At 40.7% G+C, this 16,697-nt stretch carries 16 protein-coding genes and 1 pseudogene; 1 reads left to right on the top strand and 16 read right to left on the bottom strand.

The window, feature by feature from the left end:
• Positions 1 to 72: 72 nt before the first annotated feature.
• The 10 genes and pseudogenes from BLV00_RS08145 to BLV00_RS08100 form a co-directional block, all read right to left on the bottom strand.
• Positions 73 to 1,158 carry a GerMN domain-containing protein gene (locus BLV00_RS08145; RefSeq protein WP_342722297.1) on the bottom strand — a complete coding sequence of 362 codons (1,086 nt, stop codon included), beginning with the start codon at positions 1,156 to 1,158 and terminating at the stop codon, positions 73 to 75.
• A 130-nt stretch (positions 1,159 to 1,288) separates the two neighbouring features.
• Complete coding sequence (racE, locus tag BLV00_RS08140; protein ID WP_093044284.1) at positions 1,289 to 2,089, bottom strand: glutamate racemase; 801 nt, start codon at positions 2,087 to 2,089, stop codon at positions 1,289 to 1,291.
• Positions 2,090 to 2,119: 30 nt separating this feature from the next.
• On the bottom strand, positions 2,120 to 2,581 hold the full coding sequence (locus BLV00_RS08135) for a MarR family winged helix-turn-helix transcriptional regulator (protein ID WP_425441658.1): 462 nt from the start codon (positions 2,579 to 2,581) through the stop codon (positions 2,120 to 2,122).
• Between the two features lie 290 nt (positions 2,582 to 2,871).
• The gene (locus BLV00_RS08130) at positions 2,872 to 3,096 is read right to left on the bottom strand and encodes a helix-turn-helix domain-containing protein (protein ID WP_028783382.1); all 225 of its coding nucleotides are present in this window, start codon (positions 3,094 to 3,096) and stop codon (positions 2,872 to 2,874) included.
• Between the two features lie 91 nt (positions 3,097 to 3,187).
• On the bottom strand, positions 3,188 to 3,841 hold the full coding sequence (locus tag BLV00_RS08125; RefSeq protein ID WP_093044282.1) for a response regulator transcription factor: 654 nt from the start codon (positions 3,839 to 3,841) through the stop codon (positions 3,188 to 3,190).
• A complete protein-coding gene (locus BLV00_RS08120) occupies positions 3,838 to 6,162 on the bottom strand; it encodes a sensor histidine kinase (RefSeq protein WP_093044280.1) in 2,325 nt (774 codons plus the stop codon). The genes BLV00_RS08125 and BLV00_RS08120 overlap by 4 nt, the downstream gene beginning before the upstream one ends.
• A 102-nt stretch (positions 6,163 to 6,264) precedes the next feature.
• A pseudogene (locus BLV00_RS08115) lies at positions 6,265 to 6,725 on the bottom strand (acyl-CoA thioesterase).
• A gap of 90 nt (positions 6,726 to 6,815) precedes the next feature.
• Positions 6,816 to 7,580 (bottom strand): succinate dehydrogenase iron-sulfur subunit, encoded by a 765-nt coding sequence (gene sdhB / locus BLV00_RS08110; protein WP_093044278.1) that lies wholly within the window; start codon positions 7,578 to 7,580, stop codon positions 6,816 to 6,818.
• A 2-nt stretch (positions 7,581 to 7,582) separates the two neighbouring features.
• The gene (gene sdhA, locus BLV00_RS08105; protein WP_093044276.1) at positions 7,583 to 9,343 is read right to left on the bottom strand and encodes a succinate dehydrogenase flavoprotein subunit; all 1,761 of its coding nucleotides are present in this window, start codon (positions 9,341 to 9,343) and stop codon (positions 7,583 to 7,585) included.
• 60 nt (positions 9,344 to 9,403) lie between these two features.
• Complete coding sequence (locus BLV00_RS08100) at positions 9,404 to 10,024, bottom strand: succinate dehydrogenase cytochrome b558 subunit (RefSeq protein ID WP_028783388.1); 621 nt, start codon at positions 10,022 to 10,024, stop codon at positions 9,404 to 9,406.
• Between the two features lie 528 nt (positions 10,025 to 10,552).
• On the opposite strand from BLV00_RS08100, the gene BLV00_RS08095 reads away from it, so the two are divergent.
• Positions 10,553 to 10,990: a YslB family protein gene (locus tag BLV00_RS08095; protein ID WP_093044274.1), complete on the top strand. Its 438-nt coding sequence runs from the start codon at positions 10,553 to 10,555 to the stop codon at positions 10,988 to 10,990.
• Positions 10,991 to 11,004: 14 nt separating this feature from the next.
• Here BLV00_RS08095 and uvrC read toward each other — a convergent pair whose 3' ends face one another.
• The 6 genes from uvrC to BLV00_RS08065 all read right to left on the bottom strand — a co-directional run bounded on the left by uvrC (position 11,005) and on the right by BLV00_RS08065 (position 16,589).
• Entirely contained in the window at positions 11,005 to 12,804 is a 1,800-nt protein-coding gene (uvrC, locus tag BLV00_RS08090) for an excinuclease ABC subunit UvrC (RefSeq protein WP_093044272.1), read from the bottom strand.
• A 139-nt stretch (positions 12,805 to 12,943) separates the two neighbouring features.
• Positions 12,944 to 13,258, bottom strand: coding sequence for a thioredoxin (trxA, locus tag BLV00_RS08085; protein WP_093044270.1), 315 nt, complete (start codon positions 13,256 to 13,258; stop codon positions 12,944 to 12,946).
• Between the two features lie 149 nt (positions 13,259 to 13,407).
• Positions 13,408 to 14,388, bottom strand: a complete 981-nt coding sequence (locus tag BLV00_RS08080) for an electron transfer flavoprotein subunit alpha/FixB family protein (protein WP_093044268.1) — start codon at positions 14,386 to 14,388, stop codon at positions 13,408 to 13,410.
• A gap of 32 nt (positions 14,389 to 14,420) precedes the next feature.
• On the bottom strand, positions 14,421 to 15,194 hold the full coding sequence (locus tag BLV00_RS08075; RefSeq protein ID WP_093044266.1) for an electron transfer flavoprotein subunit beta/FixA family protein: 774 nt from the start codon (positions 15,192 to 15,194) through the stop codon (positions 14,421 to 14,423).
• Between the two features lie 16 nt (positions 15,195 to 15,210).
• The gene (locus tag BLV00_RS08070) at positions 15,211 to 15,984 is read right to left on the bottom strand and encodes an enoyl-CoA hydratase (protein ID WP_093044264.1); all 774 of its coding nucleotides are present in this window, start codon (positions 15,982 to 15,984) and stop codon (positions 15,211 to 15,213) included.
• 17 nt (positions 15,985 to 16,001) lie between these two features.
• On the bottom strand, positions 16,002 to 16,589 hold the full coding sequence (locus BLV00_RS08065; protein WP_093044262.1) for a fatty acid metabolism transcriptional regulator FadR: 588 nt from the start codon (positions 16,587 to 16,589) through the stop codon (positions 16,002 to 16,004).
• Between the last annotated feature and the right edge of the window lie 108 nt (positions 16,590 to 16,697).

Here is a 16,697-nt window from a genome sequence, read left to right as displayed (position 1 = left end):
CAGAAATGCGTAGCATCAGCATGCCTCGTATCAAGTCAAAAAGCCCCCTTTTTCGGGGGCTTTATAAACTTATTATAAACTATCTGCTCCAATGATATCATTTCTTGTAACAGGTTCAGCGTACGGGGAACCTTCTTCACTGTATACCTGATCCACTCCATCCACCTGTACTTCCACCGCTTCTACATCAGCTTGTTCAGTCATTGTCATGACTAAACTCTTCATTACATGTTTGGAAACAGATTGCTTTTCTTGATTGGAGAGTAGGGCTTCGTTAAATGATAATGTTAAAACCCCATCCTCCAAGCTTGTCCCTTTTAGTTCAGCTTCATCGTTAAAAGCTGACAGAAGGGGAAGGTCGAATGCAGGTCCTTCCACTAATGCTTTGACGATTGACTCATAGGATTGATCATTCGATGTATTGAGATGAGTGGTTACAGGTACATAATAGAATTCTTGATTGTCGTTTTGTGCAGGATAGTAAAGCGTAACTGCTTTACTATCCACAGGGTCAGCATCGTCACTCGCATATACATTAATCCCATCCGCTCTGGAAACTCCACTGGAGATCGGGGTGCCATTAACCGGCATAACCTCTTGCTCATGGCCATTGATCCACAGTTTAATGCGCTCGACACTATCAAATTGGGTAAGCGTATAGGTCATCGCTTGTAAAATCTTTTGTTCATCCTTTGGTGCATAATCTGCAAATTCTTTTGAGACATCGACAATCATTGTCCCATCCTTAAGGTTCAATCCCAATATTTCTGTACCTGCAGGCAGTACTGCTTCAAACCCATTAGGAAGCAGCTCGGTTACTGGACCGCCCTTCACCAGGTACTGCAGCGATTGGGTAGCCACCTCTTTACTGGAAATGTTAGGAAGTTCCAGAGTTTGAGGTACTACCATTCCATTGGCATCTAATAAATAGAGTTGACGGCTGGTAGTTCCTGTCGCTTCTTCGCTTGCTTCTTCGCTTGTATCCTCAGCCGTTTCACCGGCGTTCATCTCTGCTTCCTCACCATTTTGATCTATATAGTCTACGTCCTGAGGTGCGTCCATCTTTTCTATGGACTGCTCGCCTTCAAAAAAACATCCTGTTAATAACAAAGTGCTCGACAGGCCGATCACCAGTGTGCCAATAACACGCATTTTCATGCATTCCCCTCCTATGATGGTTTGTACTATTATATATACGAGCTCGTGGGGAATTTAGACCAATGACCTGATTATTAAAAGTCAAAAAAGCCGGCTGGAAGATTACCAGACGGCTTCATAAAGGTAAGTATCAGTCTATAATAACTGGTTTCAAGTATTGTATCGGTTCTTCAAACCAAACATTGGCTACTCTTTCAAATTTATCCAAGTCGCCAGTGGAGTAAAATTCATGATTCGGTTTCTCTTCTCCCTGATAAGTTAAATCCTGATAAGCTAAAATTAAACTCACTTCACGGGCTGTTTCTTCTCCGGAACAGATGACTTGTATGTTTAACCCCATTTCTTTCTGAATCAGATGCCTTATTAATGGGTAATGGGTACATCCTAGAATCAGTGTGTCGATGCCATTGTTCACCTTTAGTGGATGAAGAGAATTTTTAACAGTTTCCTCAGCTACTTCACCTTCTAATATCCCATCTTCTACCATCGGTACAAACGCCGGACAGGCCAGACCTTTTACGACAATGCTTTTATCAATATAGTGTAATGCTTTTGTATAGGCTTCGCTGCTGATTGTTCCTTCCGTGCCTATTACACCTATCCGTTTATTCTTACTTACCTTAATAGCAGCTCTCGCTCCGGGTTGGATGACTCCGATAACCGGAATATCCAATTGTTGTTGTAATTGCTCCAAGGTAAATGCTGTGGCGGTGTTACAGGCAACTACCAATAATTTAATATTTTTTTCAAGTAAGTGATTAACCATTTGCCACGTAAATGCAACCACTTCTTCTTTGGACCTGGGACCGTATGGGCAGCGCTTTGTATCCCCCAGATAAATCAATTGTTCATTAGGCAGCTGTCTCATCAACTCTCTCGCCACTGTTAACCCGCCTACTCCAGAATCGATAACACCAATTGCTTGTCGCACAATCCTTCCTCCTCTTTCTTAGATGACTGATCATTCTGTTGCTTGTTGATCGGATTCCAGCATTTGGTCATGAAGCATATGCAATAGCTGGTTTAAAGTTTCGACCTGTTCAGCAGGTACATTTTTTAAAACACCTTCTAAATAAGCCTGTCGTTTTTCAATAACTTCATGAATGATTGCCGTCCCCTTGGCTAAAACATGTATGCGCACTACACGCCGATCCTTAGGGTCTCTTATACGCTCTACCAGTTCGTTTTTCTCCATTCGGTCCATAAGGTCTGTGGTAGTGCTGCACGCAAGGTTCAGATGATTAGAAAGTTCACCAATTGTCATATCCCCTTTTTCTAATAACCATTGCAATGCTAGAAATTGCGGGGCAGTAATCGGATAATGGTTTAATATTTCCCGGCCTTTTTGTTTTATAATGCCGGATATGTATCTCATTTCTTTCTCGATCTCAGAAATTACGGTTGTTGTTTGGGTCTTTGCCAAATCCACGCACTCCTCAATGAATAAGCTTTTCCTACATTCTCATTGTTTCCATGTAAAATTTCAAGAAAGAAGTTTATATAATTCTTCGTCTTCTAAAAATATGCAATCAAATATTAGAAAAACTGTCATGTCACCAAGTACTTATGGCGAAAGCCTTAGTATTTTCTTAAGTATTTTTATCCTTTAACTAACAAAGTTAAACTTTATTAGTTAAAGGATAAAAAAAGAATCACAAAAAACTTGTGATTCTTAAAGGAACGGCAGTTCATTAACCGTCAATTAAAAGTGAACTAAAGCTTTAATTCCCCCATCCTTAACAGCTCAATGACCGCTTGGGATCGCCCCTTGACACCCAGTTTTTGCATGGCATTTGAAATATGGTTGCGAACAGTCTTTTCAGAGATAAAAAGTTCTTTTGCTATTTCTTTTGTAGTCTTATCTTGGACAAGGAGCTCAAAAACTTCTTTTTCGCGTTTCGTCAGGATTTGTTTTGGCCTGTAGTCGTTCTCCTTCAAATGTGTACCCCTCCTTGCTCTCTGAGCTGCCCTGCGAGGGAATTATTTAGTCATGATATCGTATGAAGGGAGATTGACTGCTGTTCCGCTTCTATGAAGATTTAGAGATTAATCCTAATTCTTGGGCTTGTAATAGTGCTTCCGTGCGTGATCTGACATTCAATTTATTAAAAATTCCAGTTAACGTATATTCTACACTACGCTGGGACATATGGAGCTTTTGTGCGATTTCCCTATTCGTCAGGCCGGCAGCGATTTCTTGAAGAATCGATTGCTCCTTTTCATTCAATGAAATAGCAGCCCCTTCGGGTGAATCTGCCTGATTGCTCGGACAAGCTTCAGTCCGGCGTAATTGCTTGAATAAATGAAGCGGGATAACTACTTCATCCCGCAACGCACACCGAATGACTGTCACTAATTCTTCTTTGCTGGCAGTTTTACTTACAAATCCAGAAATATCAGCTTCAACCAGCATATTGAAATGAGTACTCAAATCAAATCCTGTATAAATCAATATGATGATATCGGGGAAGCGACGCCTCACCTTCTTTGCTAATTCGACTCCATTTAAACCTGGCATGTAAAGATCAAGCAAGAGGACATTGTATTTGTTTTCTGCCAAGTAGGTGTCCGTCTCTTCACTGTTTGCAATTACGTCCACTTGAATATCCTCTTCTTGTTCTAACATCGCTTTTGTACCTTCGCCAACAGCTGGATGATCGTCAACAATTAATATTTTATTCATGCCAATACCCCCTTGTTAACTGTAAGCGGAATGGAAACATGCATCTGAAAACCTTCCCCAGGTGCTGTTTCTACATTCATTTCTCCGAAAAATCCGTTGATCCTTTGCTCGATTCCCGATAGACCGAAATGAGAGAAAAGATCCTTTTGTACGGAATAATCCATCCCTATCCCGTTATCAGCATACTGTAAATAAATGTTGTTTTCGTCACTATATAAATGCAATTTTACAATCTTTGCATCCGAGTGTTTCATGGCGTTAGATAGCAATTCCTGTACAATTCTATAAATTGCCAGGATTCTTTCCTGATCTAATTCTGCCTTAAACCAGCGATCATCAAAATAAACAGTAAAATTTGAACGTAATTGGTATTGTTGAATCAAGTTGCGGAGCGATTGAACTAATCCTAATTCTTCAATGAAGGCAGGGCGTAATTCATTACAAGTTTCTCTGATCAAATGAATACTGTCTAGTAATGATTCTCTGAACATGTCCAACTCGGTTTTCAAACTTTCAGATAAAGCGGGACGATTTTGTAATAAATCATCTACTTTTCTATATAAATATAATTGTTCCTGAAGTACCGTATCATGAAGGTCGATGGATAATTGCTTTCTTTGATTTTCTGCTATCGTAAAAAGCAAACGTGACAACCAAGTCGGGTATTGCTGAGTTTGGTCATTTTTCAATGCTTTCAGTTCTTTCACCAGGTCTTCTATCAACGATAGGTTCTCAAGCGCAATATTTGTATTGTGAGCGATAGTTTGAAGGTACGTCTTTTCATCACGATTCAACGTCGTGAAATCTTTCTTTCCTGTACACCAAAGTAAGGTCATTTTATTTAATGAATGACCGACCACTATCCCAAATCCTTCATCGGTCTCAATCAAATCACCGATTTCAGCTGGCGAATCTTTCAAATACTTCTCGACATATTCAAATACCCCTTCAGGTACGTGTTTATACACACAATAAAACTGGTCTTTCAAATTTTTCGAGAAGACATAAACTTCTCTTACATTCAATACATTTTTTATTTCATAACGCAAACGTTTCAGTAATTCCACTACGTTTGTTTCCTTTTTCATATCCTGCGATAACCGGTGCATACTATCCTGATAGCTATATTTAGCTGCAATCAGCCTGCGCTGCAATCGAAAATCGAGACTTTCTTTTAAAGATAAAAAAATGATGAAAACGACATGGATAAATAGATATAACTGCACAAGTGTAATGGCAGGTAATAAAGGGTCTACTAACAAAGATCCAACCACTAAGATAATAATACTGGGCAAAAAGCTGATAATTGTATAATATCGGACCCTTCCCATGACAAAGGTAATATCCATCAATCGTTGTCGTGTAACCAAATACACGAACGTAACCGGTAATGCAAAAGCAAAAATAGCTGCTACATCCAATGGAATAATATGCTCTCTAATAAGCAAACCCGGAATTAGATAAAATAAAATATAAGGCAAAAAAGCGATGCCCATTCCAAGGTTCATATATTTGAACATAGGACCATAACGGGTCGTCCTGTATTTAAAATATCCGGAAAGGATCAATCCAAGTGAAAATAGAATTAGAAAGAATAAAATGATTGCCGGTAACCTGTCCATAAATGACGGATAATAAAGCGTCATCAAAAAGTACGCTTCCGCAGAAGATATCACACCTACAATAATATACAACAGTTGATAGATATAGCGGGAAAACCATTTAACATCAAATTCATTAAAGTATTCATATAAGAAATGCAACAGTATTACTGGAGCAAAAAGAAACATAGCTACATTGAGAAAAGAAGCATATAGATCATCACGAATTGCCCCGCTATTCGACATATACCCAAGAGCAATAGTCAAAAAAAACAATATCAACAAATGAGAAGAATGCCGTGGGCGTCCTTGTCCATATAAAAAATAGGCAATACCTGATATCACTAAAAAGAACAATACAGGCAGGATGATATAGAGCAGCCAATGCTGCAGACTCACTCCATCGATATTTTCATATTGAACACGTTGTCCCTCGTGTTCGATCGTAAATGTATGTACCTTTTCAATTTCTCCATTCAAGGGTACAGAGAAGTGTTCAAGTGGAGGCTTACCGTCAATGGTAATGACACTACTACCAACAGGGACATTATTATTGATTGCCCATCCTTGCTTTTCTAAGTTTACTATTGTCACTTCTTCAGCCCGCTCCTCTACTTCAATTCCTATGTAGGGGTAAGCTAATGAAACGTATAACAAGTAACAAGCTGACAAGACAAAGAATAAACTTATGATTAAACTTTTCTTGCTGAAGATCCCCACGCCGCTCTTCCCTCCCTTAAGAAAAATACTTCATTATAAAAAGAAGTCAGCAGTCAACCGCTGACCTCTCTATTATACAAAAATATAAAAGATTTTTCGCTGTCAAATACAAGCAGTCGATTGTTCTGCCAGTTTCTCTTTGAATACTTCATCTAGAGGGACAGATTTCCCTGTCACCGAGTCTACTTGCACGAGTCTCCCCCGTCCGGTTAAAGCTATGTCACCGTCCTGGTTGACTGCAAGGTAATGAAGGTCAAAGGAAGTTTTTCGATATGATCAGCTTTTACATAGATGTCCAGTGTGTCATCAAAATATAACTGTCTATGAAAATCACATTGAAGGTCTGCGACCACCGGCACTACTTTCGGTTCTTTATCCTTGTGCAGAAAAAAACCTAAGTGCTTCATAAATTCAATCCGCGCTTCTTCAAAATACACAAATGGAACTGTATTATTCATGTGTCCGAATTGATCGGTTTCAGAAAAGCGGATACGAACTTGAGTATTAAATTGAAAACCAGCTCTCCACTTCTCTAAGTCATTAATATATGCTGCCCTTTTCATCGGAACTTCCTCCATTCAGGTAATATTACTATGTAACAAAAGAGCCTCTCCATGATAGGCGAGGCTCTTTTACAATGGATAAGCGTATGATTACAGCTTATTGTCGCTACCGAAAAAGCTTTTGAAAGATTCAATAGCAGTATCACGATAGATGGCTGCAAGAGATGTGGTCAATGGAATCCCTTTCGGGCAGGATTGCACACAGTTTTGTGCATTTCCGCAACCCATGATTCCTCCATCTCCCATTACTGATTGCAGACGTTCACTTTTATTCATTTCCCCGGTTGGGTGGGAGTTGAATAAACGTACTTGGGAAATAGCAGCAGGTCCTATGAAATCTGACTTACTGTTAACATTCGGACATGCTTCCAAGCAGACACCACAAGTCATACACTTGGATAATTCATACGCCCATTGCCGCTTACTTTCTGCCATACGAGGACCAGGTCCTAAATCATAGGTTCCATCAATCGGTATCCAGGACTTCACACGCTTCAAGGAATCGAACATCCGGCTGCGATCGACAGCTAAATCCCTTGTTATTGGAAAGGTACTCATTGGGGCAAGGCGAATAGGCTGCTCTAATTGGTCAACTAGTGCTGTACAGGATTGGCGTGCTTTCCCGTTAATGATCATGGAGCAGGCCCCACATACTTCTTCCAAACAGTTCATATCCCAAAAAACAGGTGTCGTCGCTTCTCCTTTTGCATTTACAGGATTACGGCGAACCTCCATCAAAGCGGAAATCACATTCATATTTTCACGATAAGGGACCTCGAAAGTTTCTTCATATGGGGCAGAATCAGGACTATCTTGTCGTTCGATGATGAGTGTGATCTTTTTCTCTTCACTCATGATCATTTACCCCCTTTGCTTTTTGAATAGTCACGCTTACGTGGCTTTATCAAGGAAGTGTCCACTTCTTCATAGGTGAACACAGGTTTGTTCTCAGCTTTATCATACGTTGCAATCGTTGTCTTGAGCCATTCTTCATCATTACGCTCTGGGAACTCTGGTTTATAATGGGCCCCACGACTTTCATTACGATTGTATGCTCCAAGTGTCATTACTCGAGCTAACTGCAGCATATTTTGCAACTGACGGATGAACATAGCTCCCTGGTTGCTCCAACGGGAAGTGTCATTGACGTTGATACGCTCATAGCGTTCCATAAGCTCCTGGATTTTCTTATCTGTTTCAAGCAATTTAGCATTGTCACGGACAACCGTTACATTATCTGTCATCCATTCCCCAAGTTCTTTATGGAGCTGGTAAGCGTTCTCGTCTCCATCCATTTTCATGATTTTTTCAAAATTATCTTTTTCCAGCTGTAGTTGTTTTTCAAATACGCTCTCATCGATATCTTCATAAGTCTTCTCTAAGCCATCGATATATTTTGCAGCATTTGGACCGGCTACCATACCGCCGTAAATGGCAGAAAGTAATGAATTGGCACCAAGACGGTTAGCACCGTGTTGGGAATAATCACATTCACCAGCTGCAAAGATTCCTGGAATGTTGGTCATCTGATCGAAATCGACCCACATACCACCCATAGAATAATGGACGGCAGGGAAAATTTTCATTGGAACTTTACGTGGATCTTCACCGACAAATTTTTCATAAATCTCGATGATACCACCCAGTTTGACGTTTAAGAATTCAGCATCTTTATGAGAAAGATCCAGATATACCATGTTCTCTCCATTGATTCCTAATTTCTGATTGACACACACATCAAAAATTTCCCGTGTAGCGATGTCACGAGGAACAAGGTTTCCATATGCAGGATATTTTTCTTCAAGGAAATACCAAGGCTCTCCATCCTTATAAGTCCAAACTCGACCACCTTCACCACGAGCAGATTCACTCATCAAGCGAAGTTTGTCATCACCAGGGATGGCTGTAGGGTGAATTTGGATGAACTCGCCGTTAGCATACTTTACCCCTTGTCGATAAAGCGCACCTGCAGCAGAACCAGTATTGATAACAGAATTGGTTGACTTCCCGAAAATGATTCCCGGTCCGCCGCTTGCCATAATTACCGCATCGGACTTGAAGGCTTTTATTTCATGGGTGTGCAAGTTTTGAGCAACTACCCCTCGGCCAGTACCTTCTTCATCAATGATAGCCGATATGAACTCCCAGCCTTCATATTTAGTAACTAGTCCGTTAACCTCATGGCGGCGGACTTGCTCGTCTAACGCGTAAAGCAACTGTTGACCTGTTGTTGCGCCAGCAAATGCTGTGCGGTGATGCTGTGTGCCACCGAAACGACGGAAGTCTAACAGCCCTTCAGGAGTACGGTTGAACATAACCCCCATACGATCCAATAGATGAATGATGCCAGGAGCTGCGTCAGTCATCGCTTTAACTGGTGGCTGATTGGCAAGGAAATCCCCGCCATATACAGTATCATCAAAGTGTTCCCACGGGGAATCACCTTCACCTTTTGTATTTACGGCTCCATTAATACCGCCTTGCGCACAAACAGAGTGAGAACGTTTTACAGGTACAATGGAAAGCAAATCGACGTGAACGCCTGCCTCCGCCGCTTTGATGGTTGCCATCAAACCAGCCAAGCCTCCGCCGACAATAACTATATTTCGATCGCTCATTTTTAAAACTCACTCCCTCTAAGTACTATCATTTCTATCTAATTACATTATGTTAAACATTTAAACACCATAGGCGAATGTAAATAGTGTACGTACGCCTACATAGGAAACAGCCAAGAACACGATGATGCTTGCATACGTCATGATGCGTTGAGATCTTGGTGTCATCGTAATCCCCCAGCTGACAAAGAAAGACCAAAGTCCATTTGCAAAGTGGAAGGTTGTTGATACTACACCCACTACATAGAACCAGAAGAAGAATGGGTTAGTCAAAATGTTCTCCATCAATTGGTAATTGAGGTCTACCCAGCCCAACCCAATAGCAATACGAGTTTCCCATACATGCCATGCGATGAAAATCAAGGTGATTACTCCCGTGTAACGCTGGAGCATAAACATCCAGTTACGGAAATATCCATAATTGGAAACATTGTGTTTTGCTGTGAATGCAATGTACACCCCATAAATGCCATGGAAAAGGATCGGTAAGAAAATGATGAAAAGTTCAAGTACATACCGATATGGTAAACTTTCCATAAAATGTGCTGCAGCATTGAATGCTTCTGGACCTCGTGTAGCAAAAAAGTTAACCGTCAAGTGTTGAATCAAAAAGATCCCGATGGGAAGGACCCCAAGTAAAGAATGGATTCTTCTGTTAATATAGTCGCGATTTCCCGCCATGTTTTACCCCCCTCAAGTTAAATGAATAGTTGTTATGTGTACATTATCACCAATAATGAGGTTCCATATTTGAAAAAACCCGCCTAAAATGTAAAGGTCGTGTCTCAACAGGCACTCGAACAACATAAAAGCTCCAAGACAGCGCTTCCTTAAACACTTAAGGCTTACTTTCTTCTCTCTATGTGAACACTCATCCATTATAAAAGCGCTTTAAAAAGCGCACGAACAAAATAAAGCATACGCCTGAATCAGGACGCAAACCCGTTCCTCTTACACTTTGCCATGTTAAAGCGATGGTGGCAAGGTATAAAAAATAATGGGGGTGTAAGCCCCGCTTAGCGTATTTTGTTGATAAATGTACAAAAAGTGACATATTTATTGTACTTCTATCGGATGAGAGCGTCAAGAAGCCAACTTAAGAATTTGTAGAAAGAAAAGATTAATCAAAAATAACTAAATCATTCAATTTTGGTTGCACTAAAATTCAAATCAAGTGATAATGGATCATGTAGAAAGGAATGACCAATTATGAGGGGAAACACAACCAAGATTAACCTGGATCAATTACAATCACTTGTACATACAGGAGCGGGGTATGACCTGCTCAGGTACTATACACTTCCGGACTTATTGGGAAAAGAAGCACCTTTTCTTCTTTATTACATGGGAAAAAACCTGGCCAGACAAAGCGACATGACTACTTTAGATGATATCATTCAATATTTCCAGCAATTTGGCTGGGGTTCCTTGTCTATTTCACAAGAAAAGAAGAAAGAGACCCGCTTCGAACTAAGCGGACATGTGTTAGAAAAGAGATTGCAAAATCCTCTACTGGAAGTAGACTTCAGGATGGAAGCTGGCTTTCTCGCTGAGGCAGTAACCGTCATCAACGATGTGAATGGAGAAGGTTTTGAGGAAATTGATGAAAAGAAATACCGGGTTATATTCACTGTAATGCATACATAAATGAAAGAGCCAGCTCATTCTTCCGCTGGCTCCTTTTCTTGTTTTTGATTCAGTTGTTCTAGTATCGTTTTTGCAACTGGTAACGGAATACCTAGTTTAGTGATATCTTCAGGTGACGCATTTCTGATTTCTTGTACGGACTTGAAATGACGCAATAACAACCTTCTTCGTTTTTGGCCGACGCCTTGAATTTCATCTAATTCTGACTGAATTGCCCCTTTTCCTCTTAATTGCCTGTGGAATGTTATAGCAAATCGGTGTACTTCATCCTGGATTCTTTGAATCAAGTAAAACACTTGAGATTTTCTGTCTAATTCTACTATCTCTGGAGGTTCTCCATACAATAGTTCACTTGTTTTATGCTTATCATCCTTAGCCAGCCCACAAAGTGGGATATCTAAACCGAGCTCATTTTCAAGCACGTCCATAGCAGCGCTCATTTGACCTTTAGCACCATCGACTAAAATCAAATCTGGTAAAGGGGCCCCTTCTTTCAATACTCTGGAGTACCTGCGTCGGATGACTTCCCTCATTGTCTCATAATCATCCGGTCCTTTTACATTACGGATTTTATACTTACGATATTCTTTCTTATAGGGTTTACCATCAATGAATACGACCATAGCAGAAACCGGATCAGTTCCCTGTATATTAGAGTTATCAAATGCCTCAATTCGTCCTGGGGTTTCGATATGAAGTTTTTCACCTAGCTTTTCAACCGCCTTGATCGTACGTTCCTCATCCTGTTCAATCAATGCGAACTTCTCATCCAAAGCTATTTCCGCATTTTTCATCGCCAGCTCCACCAGCTCTTTTTTACGGCCCCTCATAGGGATATGGACTTTGGTATCCAATACACCTTCCAGTAAATCGATATTTGTAGCGACTGGTACCAGCACCTGTTTTGGGTAAGGGTGATTCTGATGAAGGTAAAAACGGCCGATATAGGATAAAAAAGTTTCCTCCGGGTCATCGAAGAAAGGAAATAGTGCAATGTCACGTTCGATCAGTTTACCTTGCCTTACAAAGAAAACCTGGACACACATCCACCCTTTATCATAAGCATAACCGAACACATCACGGTCGACTTGATCGTTCAGTGTCATTTTCTGCTGTTCCATTACGGACTCGATATGTTCGATTTGATCTCGCAATTCTTTCGCCCGCTCAAAATCCAAGTCCTCCGAAGCCTGATACATTTTTTTCTTGAGATCTTTTTTTATCTCTTTATGCCCGCCGTTCAAAAAAGAAGTTATGTTTTGAACAATATTTTGATTCGTTTCCTGAGAGACCGGATACTCACAAGGTCCCAGACATTGGTGCATGTGATAATACAGACAGACCCTATCGGGCATGGTATTGCATTTTCTTAAGGGGTAAAGCCTGTCCAGCAGCTTCTTGGTTTCACGGGCGGCTAATACGTTAGGGTAAGGCCCGAAATACTTCCCTTTATCCTTTTTGATTTTTCGTGTAACAATCAAACGGGGCTGCTTTTCTGCTGTAATTTTTAAATAAGGATATGTTTTATCATCTTTCAACAGCACATTATATTTAGGATCATATTTTTTGATAAGATTCATTTCCAGAATCAATGCTTCTATTTCTGATGTGGTGACAATATATTCAAAGTCTACGATTTCCTGAACCAGACGCTGCGTTTTTCCGTCATGAGCTCCTCTGAAGTAAGAGCGGACTCGATTTTTTAACACTTTTGACTTACCTACATATATAATCGTGTCATTTTTATCTTTCATAAGATAACAGCCTGGCTGATCAGGAAGGACAGCTAATTTCTCTTGTATTTGCTGGTTCATAACCACTCCCCTCCCATCTATCGAGTGTAAGATAAATTTATCATATTCTGCCATCTATATACAGCATCACGATTTGTTCCATATTAAAAGCCACGTTACATCATGTAACGTGGCTTAGGGTATGCAAAATTACGTAATATTAAGCATGTTTGTTGATAAGGTCAGTGAGCGCTTCTTTTGGCTGGAAGCCGATTACTTGATCTACTACTTTTCCATCTTTAAAAAGAAGTAGTGTCGGGATGCTCATTACTCCGTATTTGCTAGCTGTTTCCTGGTTTTCATCCACATCCAGCTTCACGATTTTCACTTGATCGCTCATTTCGTCATCAATTTCTTCTAGTACAGGAGCGATCATTTTACAAGGTCCACACCAAGGTGCCCAAAAATCGACTAGTGCTAGACCTTCATTAGTTTGCTCTGTAAAGTTTTGATCAGTTGCAGTTACAATTGCCATTAAAAATTCCTCCTCGAACAATCTTTTTAAACATAGATAGAGTATATCATGTCCTAAAATTAGTGGCTAATACTTTGTTTATACCACAAATCAGCTGCTCTTATGCAATAAAATACCGGAGCATAAAAACTTGCTCCGGTATCTTTCTATTAAGCATTCACTTTAATTTGTTTGATTTCTTCAATCAACTTAGGGACCACTTCAAAGAGATCACCAACAATACCATAATCAGCTACATTGAAAATATTAGCTTCTGGATCTTTATTGATGGCTACAATCACCTTCGAGTTGGACATTCCTGCCAAGTGCTGGATAGCCCCGGATATGCCAGCTGCAATATATAAATCCGGTGTAACGACTTTGCCTGTCTGACCAATTTGAAGGGAATAATCACAGTATCCTGCATCACACGCACCACGGGATGCACCGACAGCCCCTCCTAACACTTCTGCCAGCTCTTCCAATGGTTCAAAGCCTTCCGTACTTTTCACTCCGCGCCCACCTGCTACAATCACTTTAGATTCGGATAGATCGACACCTTCAGACCCTTTACGAATGATATCCTTGATGATTGTACGGAGGTCAGCTATTTCAACGCTCTTAGAAGTTACTTCGCCAGAACGGGAATCATCCCGGTCCAATGAAGCGATGTTATTCGGACGGATCGTAGCAAAAATGACTCCGTCTGTAATGATTTTCTTTTCAAAAGCTTTACCAGAATAGATAGGACGAGTAAATATAACATTTCCACCTTCATTGCTCACTTCTGTGGCATCGGAAATCAACCCGGTTTCAAGCTTACTGGCGAGCTTAGGTGTCAAATCTTTTCCGACAGCTGTATGTCCCATTACGATTCCTTCAGGACTTTCATCATCGATCACAGCTTTAATCGCTTGTCCGTAACCTTCTGATGTATACGTTTTCAATTTTTCGTCTGAAACAGTGATGACTCGATCTGCACCACAATAAACCATTTCATTTCCTTGTTCAGTCAAATCACCATCACCGCATAAAACGCCTACCACTTCACCATCCGGACTAATTTGTTTTGCAGCCGCGATGGCTTCGAACGTTACGTTACGTAAAGCGCCTTCACGTGCTTCCCCAATCACTAGCATTTTTTTACCCATAACTGATTCTCCTTTCCCGGTAACTCCTATATTTATAGTACCTTCGCTTCGTTTCTTAATAAGGAAACAAGTTCTTTCACTTGATCGTCAATTTCACCCTCCAGCACTTTTCCTGCTTCTTTCTCAGGAGGAAGGAAAATATCCACTGTTTTTGTTTTAGGTTCTACGTCATCTTCATCAAGGTCAAGATCATCCAGTTCTAATTCTTCCAGTGGTTTTTTCTTCGCCTTCATAATTCCAGGCAATGATGGATAGCGTGGCTCGTTCAACCCTTGTTGACAGGTCACTAATAAAGGCAGGGAAGTATCTACCTTTTCCACGTCGCCTTCCACATCTCGTTCGATCTGGACAGTTTCTCCATCTATAGTAATGGAAGTAATTGTTGTAACATAAGGGATATCCAATCGTTCAGCTAAACGAGGTCCGACTTGGCCGCTCGCTTCATCGATAGCGACATTCCCGGCAAGGATAAGGTCGACATCTTTATCTTCGAAGAAAGCCTCTAAGATTTTAACAGTAGTATATTGATCGCCATCTTCTAAATCATCTTCTGTATTGATAAGTACTGCTTTATCTGCTCCCATAGCAAGCGCAGTACGCAATTGTTTTTCTGATTCCTCTTCACCAATGGTGACGACTGTGACTTCACCGCCATGTTCATCACGGAGGTTGATCGCTTCTTCCACCGCATATTCATCATATGGATTGATGATGAATTCAGCGCCTTCCTCTTCAATACGTGCATCATTGATGGTGATCTTTTCCTCCGTATCAAATGTTCGTTTCAACAACACATAAATATTCATACAAAAACCTCCTGGACTATTTATCGTTAAAATTAGGTTTTCTTTTTTCCATAAATGCCTGGATACCCTCTTTGGCATCCTCCGTGCCAAACGCTTCTCCAAAAGCTTTCGCCTCTGACAAAGCTCCTTCTTCAAACCTGGAACTGCGGGTGTATGTCGCCAGTTCCATCACTTGACGAATCGTCGGACCACTTTTTTCAGCAATTGCATCTGCTAACTTTTCAGCAGCGGCAAACAATTCTTCTTCAGGAAAACTTTTATTTACCAGACCTGCCCGAACGGCTTCTTCGCAGGTAATAGGAATGCCGGACAACATCATTTCGTATGCTTTTGCAGCACCCACATATGCAGGCAGTCTCTGCGTTCCAGCAAAACCAGGGATGATACCCAGGTTCAATTCAGGTAAACCGAATTTTGCATTATCAGCTGCATACCGAATATGGCAGGCCATTGCAAGTTCCAGACCACCGCCCAGTGATGCACCATGAATGGCTGCTATAACAGGAACGTGGAAATTTTCCACCCGATTGAACAGTGCCTGTCCTTTTTGGGAGAGACTTGTGTAATCGGATTCATTTTGCAGCGAAGTAAATTCTTTGATATCAGCTCCCGCTGAAAAGAATTTACCTTCCCCCTTTAAAATGATCGCTTTAATGCTGCTATCCTTTTCTACCTCATCCAATCTTTCTGAAAGTGCCTCCAACAAGGACGTGGATAACGCATTCGCAGGCGGACTTTGTAATGTAAGTGTAGCTACATGGTTTTCTACATGATAGGATATGTTCCCCAAACCACTACCTCCCCTTGCTAAGATCTATATGTCAAGCCACGGACGATCAAGTCATGGACCGTCCCGGCCTGTTCAACTAAATCGTAATGCTGCTCTTTCATCACCCAGTTAGTGACTGCTTCATCCAAGGTTCCGAAAATCATCTGACGGACCAGCCGCGTGTCGATGTCATCCCGGAAAATTTCATCTTGGATACCCTCTTCTATTATTTGATCAATAACGCTCAAATACCTTTTTAAAACTTCATTTATTTTCAATCGTAAATCTTTATTAGATTGTCTTAACTCCAACTGTGTGACGATGGCAAGATGATGATCTGCTGTCAGCTGTTTAAAATGCATTTCAATCAACTTCAGCAACTTTTCAACCGCCGTCTGCTGTGAATTGGTTTCTTCCTCAATTTTTTCAATGAAGTTTCCCATCTTTTGCTGGAATAAAGACACCAATATATCTTCTTTATTTTTGAAGTACAAATAAATGGTACCATCTGCCACCCCTGCTTGTTTTGCAATCTTTGAAACCTGCGAGGAATGGTATCCATTTTCAGCAATCACTTTGACAGCTGCATCTATGATTTGCGTATACTTCGGCTTATTTTTTTTCACTGCAATCTCCTGCCTTATCTCTTCTGAAAATGAATGAATGGTCATTCATCTATTATTCTACATTCCTATTAGAATCCTGTCAATAAAAAGAGGACAAGCCTCTCAAGA

Origin of the sequence: Thalassobacillus cyri (genome assembly GCF_900107755.1) — a bacterium.
In the GTDB taxonomy this organism is placed as follows: Bacteria; Bacillota; Bacilli; order Bacillales; family Halobacillaceae; genus Thalassobacillus; species Thalassobacillus cyri.
Note: the sequence above shows the minus strand (reverse complement) of the source record. Positions and strands in the feature narration are given on the sequence as shown.

What these genes read in the sequence shown, in the direction of transcription:
- BLV00_RS08100 (WP_028783388.1), bottom strand. Translation starts at nt 10,024, where the DNA reads ATGGCGGGAAATCGCGACTATATTAACAGAAGAATCCATTCTTTACTT.
- BLV00_RS08095 (WP_093044274.1), top strand. Translation starts at nt 10,553, where the DNA reads ATGAGGGGAAACACAACCAAGATTAACCTGGATCAATTACAATCACTT.
- trxA (WP_093044270.1), bottom strand. Translation starts at nt 13,258, where the DNA reads ATGGCAATTGTAACTGCAACTGATCAAAACTTTACAGAGCAAACTAAT.
- uvrC (WP_093044272.1), bottom strand. Translation starts at nt 12,804, where the DNA reads ATGAACCAGCAAATACAAGAGAAATTAGCTGTCCTTCCTGATCAGCCA.
- sdhB (WP_093044278.1), bottom strand. Translation starts at nt 7,580, where the DNA reads ATGAGTGAAGAGAAAAAGATCACACTCATCATCGAACGACAAGATAGT.
- BLV00_RS08125 (WP_093044282.1), bottom strand. Translation starts at nt 3,841, where the DNA reads ATGAATAAAATATTAATTGTTGACGATCATCCAGCTGTTGGCGAAGGT.
- BLV00_RS08145 (WP_342722297.1), bottom strand. Translation starts at nt 1,158, where the DNA reads ATGAAAATGCGTGTTATTGGCACACTGGTGATCGGCCTGTCGAGCACT.
- BLV00_RS08080 (WP_093044268.1), bottom strand. Translation starts at nt 14,388, where the DNA reads ATGGGTAAAAAAATGCTAGTGATTGGGGAAGCACGTGAAGGCGCTTTA.
- BLV00_RS08075 (WP_093044266.1), bottom strand. Translation starts at nt 15,194, where the DNA reads ATGAATATTTATGTGTTGTTGAAACGAACATTTGATACGGAGGAAAAG.
- sdhA (WP_093044276.1), bottom strand. Translation starts at nt 9,343, where the DNA reads ATGAGCGATCGAAATATAGTTATTGTCGGCGGAGGCTTGGCTGGTTTG.